The sequence below is a fragment of the Gordoniibacillus kamchatkensis genome (assembly GCF_000829455.1).
In the GTDB taxonomy this organism is placed as follows: domain Bacteria; phylum Bacillota; class Bacilli; order Paenibacillales; family NBRC-103111; genus Gordoniibacillus; species Gordoniibacillus kamchatkensis.
Map to the genome: position 1 here is coordinate 56,246 of NZ_JXAK01000041.1, position 13,339 is coordinate 69,584.

Genomic DNA, 13,339 nt, shown 5'->3' on the forward strand with positions numbered 1-13,339 from the left:
GATATCCCTCCTTCTCCTATCCGGCCCGGGCCGGCGCCCTAAAGCAGTCTATTCGATTTCTTCGACAATAATGTTGTGATTCGTGTACACACAAATGTCGGCCGCCATTTCGAGCGCCGCCTTGGCGATTTCTTTGGCGCTCAAGTTCGGAGCGTAACGGTGGAGCGCCCTGCCGGCGGCAAGCGCGAAGCTTCCGCCGGAGCCGATCGCCAAAATGCCGTCGTCCGGCTCGATAATTTCCCCCGTTCCGGAAATGAGCAGCAGTCCGCTCGAATCCATCACGATCATCATCGCTTCCAGCCGGCGCAGCACCCGATCCGAGCGCCAGTCCTTGGCCAGCTCGACCGCCGCCCGCTGCAAGTTGCCGTGATGCTCTTCCAGCTTGCCCTCAAACTTCTCGAACAACGTGATCGCATCGGCCACGGAACCGGCAAAGCCGGCGACCACTTTGCCGCGGTACAGGCGCCGCACTTTTTTGGCCGAGCTTTTCATGATCATGCTGTTGCCGAACGTCACCTGGCCGTCGCCGGCGATCGCCCCTTTACCCTGATGCCGAATGGCGAAAATCGTGGTCGCGTGCAAAGATTCCATGCGAATCCGCTCCCCTGCCGTAAATTTCGTCCCGAATGGAAAGAAACAGCGAACAAATCGGGCGATTTGCTGCTGCTTGCCGATGTCCATATATACGGGTTTACCCGAATTGTCCGCTGCTCAATTTTATGCTTAAGTTGAAAGTACGTTGCAGAGCCTTCCTATCGTACCACATTCCTGCAAGCACGATCAAGAACATTCCGTAGGAAAAGTCTTCTTTCGGAGCCTATGTGACGAAGGGGCCCGGCTTTAGCGGTAACTTTTCATGCCAATCAGATGTTTAACTTTCGCCAAGCTTAAATTTCCGATATGGTCACCAGTTCGCCGGCGGCGAACCGGTCGATCGCATCGAGAGCGCGCTGCGCGAGCTGTTCGTTTTTCAGCTTCTTGTTTTTCATTTTGCCGGGCAGCGGCGGGAATAGTCCGAAGTTAGCGTTCATCGGCTGAAAATGCTCGAAGTCCGCAGTCGTGATGTAGTTCGCCATGGCGCCCAGCGCCGTTTCGTGCGGCAATTCGACGGGCGCCATGCCGCGCGCCAGACGGCCGGCGTTGAGGCCGGCGAGAAGCCCGGAAGCGGCCGATTCGACATAGCCTTCCACCCCGGTCATTTGCCCGGCGAAAAATAAGCGGTCGTCCTGCTTCCATTGATAAGTAGGCTTCAGCAGCTTCGGCGAATTGATGAACGTGTTGCGGTGCATAACGCCGTAACGGACGAACTCCGCGTTCTCCAGTCCCGGTATGAGGGAAAACACCCGCTTCTGCTCGCCCCACTTCAGGTGTGTCTGGAAGCCGACCAGGTTGAACAGCGTGCCGGCGGCGTTATCTTGCCGCAGCTGGACGACGGCGTGCGGCAATTTGCCGGTGTGCGGATTCACCAGGCCGACCGGTTTCATCGGACCGAACAGCACCGTCTGCTTGCCGCGCTTCGCCATCACCTCGATCGGCATGCAGCCTTCGAAGTAAATTTCTTTCTCGAACTCTTTAACCGGGGCCGTTTCGGCCGTAACGAGAGCTTCGTAGAAAGCCTCGAACTCCGTTTCCGTCATCGGGCAATTCAAGTAGGCCGCTTCCCCTTTGTCGTAGCGGGAAGCAAGATACACTTTCTCCATATCGATCGAATCTTTTTCCACTATCGGAGCTGCAGCGTCGTAAAAATACAAATACGTTTCGCCGAGCCGCTCCTGCAGCCGCTGCGACAATGCCGGCGACGTCAGGGGGCCACTGGCGATGACGACGATTCCGTCCGGAATGTCCTGCATTTCTTCGTTGCGCACATCAACGAGCGGATGGTCGCGCAAAGCGCTTGTTATACCGCCGGAAAACCCGTCGCGGTCGACCGCGAGCGCCCCGCCGGCCGGCACGGCGTGCCTGTCGGCGCTCGCCATAATGAGCGAATCCATGCGCCGCATCTCTTCCTTCAGCACGCCGACGGCGTTCGTAAGGCTGTTCGCGCGCAGCGAGTTGCTGCAGACGAGTTCGGCGAACTTGTCGGTAATGTGCGCCGGCGTTTTCACGACGGGCCGCATTTCATAAAGCGTGACCGGGACGCCTTGCTTCGCGATTTGCCAAGCGGCTTCGCTGCCGGCAAGGCCAGCGCCGATCACGGTAACGCGCTGCGGGGATGACAATGTGTCCAACTCCTCATTCCTCAATCGCGGCATATTCGTCCGCGGCGTCCTCTTTTACCTCTTCTTTGAAATCGCAAGCCGTACAATGCACCGTCACGCCGCTCTTTGAGCGCTTCTCCACCAGCATGGAGCCGCAGTCCGGGCACGGCACGGCCACCGGCTTATCCCAGGATACGAAATCGCAATCCGGGTAACGGTCGCAGCCGAAGAAGACGCGCCCTTTTTTGCTGCGCCGTTCGACGACGCGGCCTTCTTTGCACTTCGGGCACGTGACCCCGATATCTTTGACGATCGGCTTCGTGTTGCGGCAGTCCGGAAAGCCGGAGCAGGCGAGAAACTTGCCGAAGCGGCCCATTTTGTACACCATGAACCGGCCGCACTTCTCGCATTGAACGTCCGACACTTCGTCCTGAATCTCGATCTCCTTCATCTCTTCTTCCGCGACTTCAAGCCGCTTCTCGAACGACGAATAAAACTGATCGAGCACTTTGACCCAGTCGACGCTGCCTTCTTCGACGTGATCGAGCTCGCCTTCCATCTGAGCCGTGAACTCCACATCGAGAATTTCCGGGAAAAACTGTTCCATCTGCTGAATAACCAGCTCGCCGAGCTCGGTCGGAACGAACTTCTTCTCTTCGATCGCCACATAGCCGCGCTTTTGGATCGTCTCGAGCGTCGGGGCATACGTGCTCGGACGGCCGATTCCCATTTCCTCCAGCGCGCGCACGAGGCGGGCTTCCGTATACCGCGGCGGCGGCTGGGTGAAATGCTGCTTCGGCTCGATCGCGTTCTTCTTTACTTTGTCGCCGGACTTCAGCGGCGGAAGCAGCTTGTCTTCCTCCGTCGTACCGTCGTCGTTGCCTTCCACGTAAACTTTCATGAAGCCGGCGAATTTCAGCTTGGAGCCAACCGCGCGAAACACTACGTCCCCGGCCGTCAAATCGACGGTCATCGTATCGAGCACGGCGGACGACATCTGGCTGGCGACAAAACGTTCCCAAATGAGCTTATACAAGCGATACTGGTCGCGGCTCAAATACTCTTTGATCGCGTCCGGCTCGCGTTCCACGGAGCTCGGGCGAATGCCTTCGTGCGCGTCTTGCGCGTTCGCGTTCTTTTTCGTATATTGGCGCGGCGTTTCCGGAACGTAGTCAGCGCCGAATTTGCCGGTAACGTAAGCTTTCGCTTCTTCTTGCGCTACAGGCGAGATGCGGGTGGAGTCGGTACGCATATACGTAATGAGACCGACTGTCCCTTCTTTGCCGAGATCGATGCCTTCGTACAGCTGCTGCGCCACGGACATCGTCTTGGCTGCGCGGAAGTTCAGCTTGCGCGCAGCTTCCTGCTGCAGCGTCGACGTGATGAACGGAGCTGCCGGATGGCGCTGCCGCTCCTTCTCCTTCACTTCCGTTACCGTAAACGGATTCGAGCCGATTTGCGCAAGTATTTCTTTCACGTCCGCTTCCGAACGAAGCTCCTTTTTGTCTTTCCAGACGCTGAACTTCGCTTCGAACGCGGCGGATCCGGACTGCAGCTGGGCCGTGATCGACCAGTACTCTTCCGGCACGAACGCCTTGATCTCGTTTTCCCGGTCCATGATAAGCTTCACCGCAACCGATTGCACGCGGCCGGCGGATAAGCCCTTCTTCACTTTTTTCCACAGCAGCGGGCTGATTTTGTAGCCGACGAGCCGGTCCAGAATGCGTCTTGCCTGCTGCGCGTTGACGAGATCCTGATTGATTTTGCGCGGAGTCTTGAAAGCGTCTTTGACAGCTTGCTTCGTAATTTCGTTGAAGACGACGCGGCAATCTTCATCCTGCGGCAAATCCAGATAGTGCGCGAGGTGCCACGCAATTGCTTCCCCTTCGCGTCAGGGTCGGCTGCGAGATACACTTTTTTCACTTTCTTGCGCGCATCCTTAAGCTCTTTGAGCACATTGCCCTTACCGCGAATGGTAATGTATTTCGGCTCGAAGCCGTGATCGATTTCAACGCCCATTTGGCTTTTGGGAAGGTCTCGAATATGCCCCATTGAGGCTTTGACGATAAATTTGCTGCCCAAATATTTGCCGATTGTCTTCGCCTTTGCCGGCGACTCGACGATCACCAAACAATCTGCCATCGACCGTTTCCTCCCCCCGATGTTATCGTCAAATTCGTGCCGTGCTTTTAAATTGCCTTATATACGGAGCCCGGTAATGGTTGGATCAAGTTTTTCATTGTTAAAGATAGCAGAACTGAATGCAAATGTCCAAACGTAAATGCGGTTTGGGCGAGCAGCTCATCGGCCGTAGCCCCTTCCGCGGCCAGCAAATCGTAGACAAGACGCTCGTCCGCGGACATGGCAGCCACCCGTCCGTCTTGTTTACTATGTGTATGAACAGGCTTTGTTATAAGGTGACGGTACTCCTCAATAATGTGTTCGGCGGATAAAATCATTTTGGCGGTGCCGTCGCAAACAAGATTGAGGGCGCCGACGCTTTTCGGCGACGTGATGGGACCGGGGACAGCGAATACATCGCGCCCTTCGTCGAGCGCCTGCTTCGCGGTGAGCAGCGATCCGCTTTGCCTTGCGGCTTCAACGACTACAACGCCAAGGCTTAAGCCGGCGATAATCCGGTTGCGCTGCGGGAACATGCCTTTCTTCATCGCCGTCCCGAGCGGATATTCGGACAAAATCAAGCCATGGCGGGCGATTTCGCGGTGCAGCGCAGCGTTGTCCGGAGGATAAATCCGGTCTAGCGGACAGCCGAGCACGGCGATCGTGGCGCCGCCCGCTTCGAGCGCACCGCGATGGGCGCAGCCGTCGATACCGCGGGCGAGACCGCTCACAATCGCGAATCCTGCTTGCGCCAACGTACCGGCGAGCATGGCCGCAATTTTCTGTCCGTACACCGTCGGCGTCCGCGTTCCGACTATCGCGATAGCCGAATCCTTCAGCTTCGCCCAATCGCCAATGCCGTACAGCACCCACGGCGGCTGAGCTGTCTCTTTCAAAATGCCGGGGTAATCGCTGTCGAACGCAGTCACGATCCGGACACCGCGCTGCCGATACGCTTCCCGCCTCCGTTCGACAAATGCCGGCGTCAACCGTTCCCGCACAGCCGCCACTTGCGCGGCGCGCAAACCGAGCGCGGCCAAATCGTGTTCCTTCATTATAAATATTTTGTCGATCGGTTGCACGTGGACGATTATGCGCAAAATCGACTGCCAACCGATGCCCTCCAGTTCGTGCAAGCCGAATACGATATCTCGTGGCTCCATATATCCGCCGCCTCCTATATGACAAGCGTTATAAGACGAAAAAGCAACCTTCCACGCTCCATTTGGGGAGTGCGAAAGGTTGCTTACCTATTCGTCCGTAATAGCTTATGCGATTAGCTTACTTGCGGGTGATGCATTTGTCAAGCAGGCCTTTTTCTTCAAGCACCGCAACGAGCGTAGAGCCCATTTCGGACGGAGTCGGCGCAACGCGGATGCCGCAGCGCTCCATCGTCGCCACTTTTTCCGCCGCCGTTCCTTTGCCGCCGGAAATGATCGCGCCGGCATGGCCCATCCGTTTTCCCGGAGGCGCCGTTTTGCCGCCGATGAAGCCGACGACCGGCTTCTTCATGTTGGCAGCGATCCACTCGGCCGCTTCTTCCTCCGCCGTACCGCCGATTTCGCCGATCATGATGACGGCGTACGTATCCGGATCTTCGTTAAACAGCTTCAAAATATCGATGAACTCGGAGCCTTTTACCGGGTCGCCGCCGATGCCGACCGCGGACGATTGGCCGATGCCGCGCGTCGTAAGCTGGTGTACCGCTTCGTAGGTGAGCGTTCCGGACCGGGAAACGACGCCGACGTGGCCTTTCATATGGATATATCCCGGCATAATGCCGATTTTGCACTCTTCAGGCGTAATGACGCCCGGGCAGTTAGGCCCGATGAGGCGCGTCTTCTTGCCTTCCATGTAGCGCTTCACTTTCACCATGTCCAGCACCGGGATGCCCTCGGTAATGCAGATGACGAGATCGAGCTCGGCGTCTACAGCTTCCATGATCGAATCGGCCGCGAACGGCGGCGCAACGTATATGACGGAAGCGGTAGCGCCCGTCGCGTTTTTCGCTTCGATGACGCTGTTGTAGATCGGCACTTTCTTCGTTTCGCCGTTCTCCAGCGTGATGTCGGCGGTTTGCCCGCCTTTGCCAGGCGTAACGCCGGCGACCATTTGCGTACCGTAGTCGAGGCCGCCCTTCGTATGGAACAGACCGGTTTTGCCGGTAATCCCTTGCGTGATCACTTTTGTATTCTTATCGACCAAAATGCTCATGGTTCGTTTGCACCCCTTGATTGTTGGTTCGTCGTCCGCAGGCGACGCCTTATTTCACGAGAGAGACGATCTTCTGCGCGCCGTCGGCCATCGAGTCGGCGGCGACGATGTTCAGTCCGGATTCGTTCAGCATCTTTTTGCCGAGCTCGACGTTCGTGCCTTCGAGGCGTACGACGAGCGGCTTGTCGAGACCGAGCTGCTTCGCCGCTTCGATAACGCCGGTTGCAATGACGTCGCAGCGCATAATGCCGCCGAAAATGTTGACAAAGATGCCTTTTACGTTCTCGTCGGAAAGAATGATTTTGAACGCTTCCGTAACTTTCTCCGTCGTGGCGCCGCCGCCTACGTCAAGGAAGTTGGCCGGCTCGCCGCCGTAATATTTGATAATGTCCATCGTCGCCATGGCGAGTCCTGCTCCGTTAACCATGCAGCCGATGTTGCCGTCGAGGGCGATGTAGCTCAGATCGAATTTGGACGCTTGAATTTCTTTCTCGTCTTCTTCGTCAAGGTCGCGCAGCTCTACGATTTCCGCATGGCGGAACAGCGCGTTGGAGTCGAAGTTCAGCTTCGCGTCGAGTGCCATGACATCGCCGTCGCCGGTAACGACAAGCGGATTGATCTCGGCGATCGAGCAGTCTTTGTCGACGAACGCTTTGTACAGGGAGAGCATGAACTGAGCCGCTTTGTTCACAAGCTCGTTCGGAATGTTGATGTGTACGCGAGACGGCGCGCCTGGAACGGCTGCAGGCCAATGGCCGGATCGACGACTTCCTTGAAATTTCTCGGGGTGTGGGCGGCTACTTCTTCAATCTCCGTACCGCCTTCTTCGGAACCCATCATGACGACGCGGCCGGTCGCCCGGTCGACGACGACGCCGACATAGTACTCTTTCTTGATGTCGCAGCCTTGCTCGATCAAAAGGCGCTTCACTTCTTTGCCTTCCGGACCGGTCTGGTGCGTAACAAGTACTTTGCCGAGAATTTGCTCGGCGTATGTACGAACTTCATCGAGGTTCTTGGCAACTTTCACGCCGCCGGCCTTGCCGCGGCCGCCTGCATGAATTTGCGCTTTAACGACGACAACCGAAGTGCCAAGATCTTTGGCCGCTTGTACGGCTTCGTCGACAGTGAAGGCCACTTTACCTTGCGGGACTTTGACCCCGTACTGTCTCAGCACTTCTTTGCCTTGGTACTCGTGGATATTCATTTGCCAATTTCCTCCTATCGGTATGGTCGTGCATAGTATCGCTCTCTTGGGCAAGCCTTAACCATTGTACCACTTTTTTGATTGGGCTGCTCGGTAGCTAATTATAAAATTATTTTTTCGACGTGATAAAAACAGCGCGTGCGTCGAATTTTAGGGAACGGCGTCAACGAAACAGCCCCGGCGGCAAGCCGGGGTGCGTGAGCGTTATGTGTAGCTGGGATTGATCGGCGCCCCAGGGCGCGGCTCGCGTTCGGCCTGCTTGATGAAGCGGAGCTCGTTGCCCATAAACCCGCACACTTGGCACTGGATATTCGGCTCTCCCTGCTCGATCGGCGCAGGCTCGCCCAGTTCGTTGACAGCGCCGGTTACGGCGTCTTTCAAAAACTTCTGCGAATACGAGCTGATGATGTTAAACTTGACCCGGTTCGAACGGCAATTGGGGCAAAAATACGGTTTTTGCTGCATCTTCGTCACCTCATCGTCCAGTATGCCCCAATGGAGGAAAAATGATGTATGAATGTCAGCACGATCATATGCCCCGCTGAAGATGAGGTCGTGACAGACCAAACGAAAAAGCAACGACCAGATTCTCTAATCAAAGAATCTGAGGACGCTGTTGTGGGGCGTTTTGGAGAAAACAGGCCATTAACGACCACAAAGTCGCTGTCAACGTCATTTGTTCTTTCGGTAGAGCACATTCGTTCGCTACTTTCTATTTAGTCTCTTTTAGGCGCTATTATCGTATTAAGAGGCGCTTTTTAACGAATTTGTTCCCAGCCGGGGAAACGGGTGCAGGGATAGTGGGGTGCATGGACAGTAGGGTACAGGGAAGTTGGTTACGTGACAGTAGCGGGTTTGTACATAGCGAGCGAAACGGCTATAATGTATGTATCATACATTGGACGGATAAGGAAGCACCTTTCCCCGATGATCGGCCGCCTGGCGGCTTATCCTGCGGAGAGAGGTGCTTTTGATTTATGTACGGAGTGATGACAAGCGCTTGCCTGCACGGCATTGAAGGCCGGCTTATTCAAGTGGAAGTCGATATATCGAACGGGCTGCCGCACATCGCCTTGGTCGGTTTGCCGGATTCGGCCATCCGCGAGTCGGCGGAACGGGTGCGGGCCGCGCTGCGCAACAGCGGCTTCGCGTTTCCGATGGAACGCATCACCGTCAATTGGCACCTGCAGATTTGCGCAAGGAAGGTTCCGCCTTCGATCTGGCGATCGCTGCAGCTATACTTGCAACGAGCGGGCAAGTGCGGACGGAGCGGCTCGCTGGCGTGCTGCTGCTCGGCGAGCTTGCTTTGGACGGCTCGGTACGGCCGGTGCCCGGCGTGCTGTCTATGGTGCACGGCGCGCGGGAAGCCGGCATCGGCGGGGTCGTATTGCCTGCGGAAAACGCTCATGAAGCGCTCGTTCTGGACGGAATCGAGGTATACGCCATCAGGCATTTGCGGGAGCTTGGCGACGCCGGCAGCGGGCTGTGGACGCCCGTCAAATCGGGCTTCAGGCTGGGAAGTGCGGGCAAGCGGGCGATGGTCGAAAGCAGTGCGGACGATTACGCCGATGTTGCCGGGCAGCTTACGGCCAAGCGGGCTCTCGTCGTCGCCGCAGCCGGAATGCATAATATCCTGCTTATCGGTCCGCCGGGTACGGGCAAAACGATGCTGGCCCGCCGTCTGCCTTCGATCCTGCCGCCGCTGAGCGAGTCCGAGGCGCTCGAAGTTACAAAGCTGTACAGCATTTCCGGCAAGCTTGGCGGCGGCTCGGGCCTTATGGAGACGAGGCCGTTTCGCGCTCCGCACCATACGGTATCGGCAGCGGGACTGATCGGAGGAGGAGGCGTGCCTAAGCCAGGGGAAGCGTCGCTCGCCCATCGGGGCGTGCTGTTTCTCGACGAGCTCCCGGAGTTTTCCCGGTCCGTGCTGGAGGCGCTGCGGCAGCCGCTGGAGGACCGCCAAGTTACGATCGGGCGAGCCAGGGCCGTATACTCGTACCCGGCGCATTTCTTGCTGGCGGCATCGATGAACCCGTGTCCGTGCGGTTATTACGGGGCGTCCGGGGAGCCGGGCTGCAGCTGCTCCCCGCTCAAAGTTCAGCAATATCGCTCGCGCCTGTCCGGACCGCTGCTCGATCGGATCGATCTGCACGTGGAGGTGCCGAAGCCGGACTACCGGCTTTTCCACGGCGCCGGTCCCCAGCTAGGCTCCGCCGACATGCGCGAGCAAGTGCGCGAAGCCCGGCTGCGGCAGCTGAAACGTTACGCCGGTGCAGGCCTCCATAGCAATTCCGAGCTGAGCGGTTACCGACTGCGGCAACATTGCCGGCTCGATGCGGACAGCGAGGTGCTGTTAAAGCAGTCGTTCGAAGCGTATGGACTCAGCGCACGTGCCCATGACCGCGTGCTCAAAATCGCCAGGACGATCGCCGATTTGGACGGCTGCGAGGCCATTCGGCTTCCTCATTTGGCGGAAGCACTGCAGTACCGCTGCCTGGACAAGCGGGAGAAATGACGGGAGCGGACAACGTCGCATGCCTTCGTGCGCTAGCGTTACGAAAATCCCATCGGAAAGTTCGAAAACGGCACGAACGAAGGATAGCGTGTATGCGCAATGACTAAACAAGCGTTTAAGCAGCGTTCGTGCCGCTAATTGTCGATGCAGCAATTCGTCGCAGCCAGCATGGTATGCGGTAATTAAGCAATCTCAACAACAACCGGATCACCGCGCTGTCTGTAACGGCAAGTTTTGAAGGCCACCCTTGAGGGACGGCCCTCTCTTCGTATAAGACAATCACATCACCGTTTCCGCTTCTTGACCCATCTCATTCGTCTCTTTCCGCAGATATGCGCCATGTTCCTGAGTCCACGTCCACATGGCTTCAAAAATCGGCTGCAGTCCCTTCCCGCACTCGGTAAGATCATATTCGACATGCAGCGGGACGCCTGGGTAAAGAGTACGAGTGACGATTCCCTTCTCCTCTAACAGACGCAACCGATCGGTCAAAGTTTTCGGACTAATAAGATGCAGCTTACGGCGCAGCTCCCCGAAACGGCGGTTTCCGTTAAACAGCTCGAATAAGAGAAGAAGCGTCCATTTGCCATCCAAGATCTCCAGGATAGGTTCTACAGTGCCGGGGCAAGATCGATCCATCATCATGACCACTCCATAGTTCATTTTTTGAAACTATTGCACAAAAATGTAACTACTTTTCAAATGTACCATAGATCAATTAAGATGTGAATCGAGAGGAGGAAGCATCGGTAACGCACGTTGGAAAAGAGCGATCATCTTTGAAAAGACCGTTTGAATTAGAGCATGAGGAGGAGTTTACATATGAAAACTATACTTTGGGCAACCTTAACCGCCAACGGCAACTATGCGCAGTCCGGACCGGAACATCCACCGAAAAAAGAAGCATTGGACGACTTCGCGGCACACGCCAAAGCTGTAGGAAATTTCATTGTCGGGCGTCGGACTTTCGAAGGGATGCGCGGCAATGGCGGCCCAGGTCCCTTTGCCGGTATCGATATCGTCGTCGTTTCGAAGAATGCATCGGAAATCCCGGGCGTAACGGTGGCGAGATCGCCAAAAGAAGCCTTGGACTACTTAAAGCAAAAAGGCCATCAATCCGCTCTCATTAGCGGCGGCGCGGATATCCACAATTCATTTTTAGGCCAAGGACTTGTAGACGAGGTAATTTTCAATGTAGCACCTGTGTTGGAAGGTAAAGGGTTAAATCTTTTAATCGACAAAGATAGCTACCGATATAAGCATGTGCAGCTGCTGGAGTGCAAGCCCCTTGGCGGCGGCGTCGTTCATCTGCGCTATGCGATTGACCGGGCTGATTCCCAAGAAGTTTAGGCCGAAAGTCCTCACCCGACACAAAGACCCCTTACCAAGGGGTCATTATTTTTTCAGGTGACATGCAGTTGACCATCTCTTCCGAAAACGCCACTTAAACCTATGCGGGCAACATTCTTTCGCATGCTTCCTTCGTTCTCCCAAACAAATTGCCGCTGCTTGCGGTCGCATGGGCGCGAGAGCCATTTCAGAAGGCGTTCTCGATATGGTCGATGCGGGGAGCGGCTTTGTCCTGTTCGGACAGCTCGACGGCAATGACGTCGAAGCGAACCTTCACGTCGTACCGTTTCGTGGCGTACAGATAATATTGCGCGGTTTCTTTCACTTGCCGCTGCTTCCAGGCATCTACCGCCTCTTTGGCTGTGCCGTGCGTTCCCGTCGGCCTGCGGGTGCGCACTTCCACAAAAACGAGCGTGCCGGCCAGTTCGGCGATCAGATCGAGCTCGCCCGTGCGGCACCGCCAATTGCGAGCGACGATGCGGTAGCCTTTGCTTGCAAGCAGCTCGGCTGCCGCCGCCTCGCCAAGTTTGCCGGTTTCCCGGCGGCGATCGGGGCGCTGTGAGGAGCGCGGAGCGGGGCGCGGCTGGCGTCCGTAGGTCATACTTGCCCTTTCAGCTCCTTCATTCGCTTGTCGGACCGGTAGACGAAGCTCAAAATTTCGGCAACGAGCTGGTATAGCTCAGTTGGAATTTCCTGGTCGAGATCGAGCTTCGAGAGCACCTCGACAAGAGATGCGTCTTCCTGGACAGGCACGCCGTGCTCGCGAGCTTTTTGCAAAATCGCCTCGGCAATATGTCCCCGCCCTTTGGCGGCGACGACCGGCGCCGCTTGCGCGCCGGGGCTGTATTTGAGGGCGACCGCCTTTTTCAGCGGCGCCTCTTTCCTATCGTTTTCGTCTCGCTCGGTCATACGCGGACGTCTACTCCTTTGTACGGTTTAGTTTGCATCAGCGTTTTCAAGCGCGAGCGCGGCGCATCGGCGGCAAGCGGCGTTTCGGCAGCGCCGGCTGCGTCTTCCTTGAAGTCGGCGGGAGTCGGATACGGTCCGTATTGGAGCGACAGCAGCTGATAGCCGGCGCCGTGCAGCGCCTCGGCCATCTCGTCGCGGTAACTGTCGATGAGCGCCGGTACGGCCGGATGGTCGTTGCGCACTTGCATCGAAACGGCGCGGCCTGCAACCTGCACATCAAGCAGCGTATTGCCCATCTGCTGCATATACAGGTCGAACAGCAGCCGGCAGTTGCTGGCGTCCAGTTGGCCGCGGCTGCCGCGGCGCGACTGGATGTGCACGGATGCCGTCTGCTGGCCGTTCTGGCTTTGGAACGGGACAAACAGCGTCACTTGTGCGAACGGCGCGTTGCGGTCCGCCGACAGCAGCAGCTGCTGGCCGGTAATTTGCTGCAGCGTCTGCTGCAGCGTGTCTTTCAGGCCAGCCGGCACATCGTCCGAGCGGGCGAGCTCGAGCAACAAGCTTTTCAGCGTGTCTGCGCCAGGCAGCGGCGCCGCCGCGGCTTTCGCTTCCGCGGCGGCGTCGGACGCTGCCGGCGTGCCGTCCGGCAGCAGCAGCGGCGGCGGCTCCGGCTTCGCCGCCAGCCGCAGCAGCTCGCGCTCGTGCTCGACGCCGAGCGCCTTGAGCAGGCGCCGATCCAGTGATCGGCCGCCTCCGGCAGCGCCGCGGAATGGCCCGCGGCGCCGGAGCCGGCACCGGCGGCTGCGCCTGCCGCCGGCGCGGCCAC

9 protein-coding genes and 4 pseudogenes are annotated in these 13,339 nt (G+C 57.4%); 2 read left to right on the forward strand and 11 right to left on the reverse strand.

All coding sequences use genetic code 11. The features are described 5' to 3' along the window. Positions 1-48: 48 nt before the first annotated feature. The 7 genes and pseudogenes from hslV to SD70_RS21550 all read right to left on the reverse strand — a co-directional run bounded on the left by hslV (position 49) and on the right by SD70_RS21550 (position 8,204). Positions 49-591, reverse strand: coding sequence for an ATP-dependent protease subunit HslV (gene hslV / locus SD70_RS21520; RefSeq protein ID WP_041049625.1), 543 nt, complete (start codon positions 589-591; stop codon positions 49-51). A gap of 296 nt (positions 592-887) precedes the next feature. Further along, positions 888-2,219 (reverse strand): FADH(2)-oxidizing methylenetetrahydrofolate--tRNA-(uracil(54)-C(5))-methyltransferase TrmFO, encoded by a 1,332-nt coding sequence (gene trmFO / locus SD70_RS21525; RefSeq protein ID WP_041049603.1) that lies wholly within the window; start codon positions 2,217-2,219, stop codon positions 888-890. A gap of 13 nt (positions 2,220-2,232) precedes the next feature. Further along, positions 2,233-4,340: pseudogene (topA, locus tag SD70_RS21530) on the reverse strand (type I DNA topoisomerase). 47 nt (positions 4,341-4,387) lie between these two features. Continuing rightward, a complete protein-coding gene (gene dprA / locus SD70_RS21535; protein WP_041049605.1) occupies positions 4,388-5,482 on the reverse strand; it encodes a DNA-processing protein DprA in 1,095 nt (364 codons plus the stop codon). Between the two features lie 118 nt (positions 5,483-5,600). Further along, on the reverse strand, positions 5,601-6,533 hold the full coding sequence (sucD, locus tag SD70_RS21540; protein WP_041049606.1) for a succinate--CoA ligase subunit alpha: 933 nt from the start codon (positions 6,531-6,533) through the stop codon (positions 5,601-5,603). Positions 6,534-6,582: 49 nt separating this feature from the next. After that, positions 6,583-7,739: pseudogene (gene sucC, locus SD70_RS21545) on the reverse strand (ADP-forming succinate--CoA ligase subunit beta). A 204-nt stretch (positions 7,740-7,943) separates the two neighbouring features. Continuing rightward, positions 7,944-8,204 carry a hypothetical protein gene (locus SD70_RS21550; RefSeq protein ID WP_041049608.1) on the reverse strand — a complete coding sequence of 87 codons (261 nt, stop codon included), beginning with the start codon at positions 8,202-8,204 and terminating at the stop codon, positions 7,944-7,946. 512 nt (positions 8,205-8,716) lie between these two features. Here SD70_RS21550 and SD70_RS21555 point away from each other — a divergent pair. Further along, positions 8,717-10,254 (forward strand): annotated as a pseudogene (locus SD70_RS21555) (YifB family Mg chelatase-like AAA ATPase). A 279-nt stretch (positions 10,255-10,533) separates the two neighbouring features. On the opposite strand, the gene SD70_RS21560 reads toward SD70_RS21555, so the two are convergent. Then, on the reverse strand, positions 10,534-10,896 hold the full coding sequence (locus SD70_RS21560) for a winged helix-turn-helix transcriptional regulator (RefSeq protein WP_041049610.1): 363 nt from the start codon (positions 10,894-10,896) through the stop codon (positions 10,534-10,536). A 180-nt stretch (positions 10,897-11,076) separates the two neighbouring features. On the opposite strand from SD70_RS21560, the gene SD70_RS21565 reads away from it, so the two are divergent. Beyond that, positions 11,077-11,604 carry a dihydrofolate reductase family protein gene (locus tag SD70_RS21565; RefSeq protein WP_041049612.1) on the forward strand — a complete coding sequence of 176 codons (528 nt, stop codon included), beginning with the start codon at positions 11,077-11,079 and terminating at the stop codon, positions 11,602-11,604. A 187-nt stretch (positions 11,605-11,791) separates the two neighbouring features. Here SD70_RS21565 and SD70_RS21570 read toward each other — a convergent pair whose 3' ends face one another. The 3 genes and pseudogenes from SD70_RS21570 to SD70_RS37105 all read right to left on the reverse strand — a co-directional run. Continuing rightward, positions 11,792-12,205 carry a YraN family protein gene (locus tag SD70_RS21570; RefSeq protein ID WP_041049614.1) on the reverse strand — a complete coding sequence of 138 codons (414 nt, stop codon included), beginning with the start codon at positions 12,203-12,205 and terminating at the stop codon, positions 11,792-11,794. Further along, on the reverse strand, positions 12,202-12,513 hold the full coding sequence (locus SD70_RS21575) for an EscU/YscU/HrcU family type III secretion system export apparatus switch protein (RefSeq protein WP_041049615.1): 312 nt from the start codon (positions 12,511-12,513) through the stop codon (positions 12,202-12,204). Before SD70_RS21575 ends, SD70_RS21570 begins: the two co-directional genes overlap by 4 nt. After that, a pseudogene (locus SD70_RS37105) lies at positions 12,510-13,339 on the reverse strand (hypothetical protein); the annotation flags it as partial. The gene SD70_RS21575 and the pseudogene SD70_RS37105, both read right to left, overlap by 4 nt.

Excerpts from the sequence above, each read along its gene's own strand:
- hslV (WP_041049625.1), bottom strand. The coding sequence starts at position 591 with ATGGAATCTTTGCACGCGACCACGATTTTCGCCATTCGGCATCAGGGT.
- dprA (WP_041049605.1), bottom strand. The coding sequence starts at position 5,482 with ATGGAGCCACGAGATATCGTATTCGGCTTGCACGAACTGGAGGGCATC.
- sucD (WP_041049606.1), bottom strand. The coding sequence starts at position 6,533 with ATGAGCATTTTGGTCGATAAGAATACAAAAGTGATCACGCAAGGGATT.
- SD70_RS21550 (WP_041049608.1), bottom strand. The coding sequence starts at position 8,204 with ATGCAGCAAAAACCGTATTTTTGCCCCAATTGCCGTTCGAACCGGGTC.
- SD70_RS21560 (WP_041049610.1), bottom strand. The coding sequence starts at position 10,896 with ATGATGGATCGATCTTGCCCCGGCACTGTAGAACCTATCCTGGAGATC.
- SD70_RS21565 (WP_041049612.1), top strand. The coding sequence starts at position 11,077 with ATGAAAACTATACTTTGGGCAACCTTAACCGCCAACGGCAACTATGCG.
- SD70_RS21570 (WP_041049614.1), bottom strand. The coding sequence starts at position 12,205 with ATGACCTACGGACGCCAGCCGCGCCCCGCTCCGCGCTCCTCACAGCGC.
- SD70_RS21575 (WP_041049615.1), bottom strand. The coding sequence starts at position 12,513 with ATGACCGAGCGAGACGAAAACGATAGGAAAGAGGCGCCGCTGAAAAAG.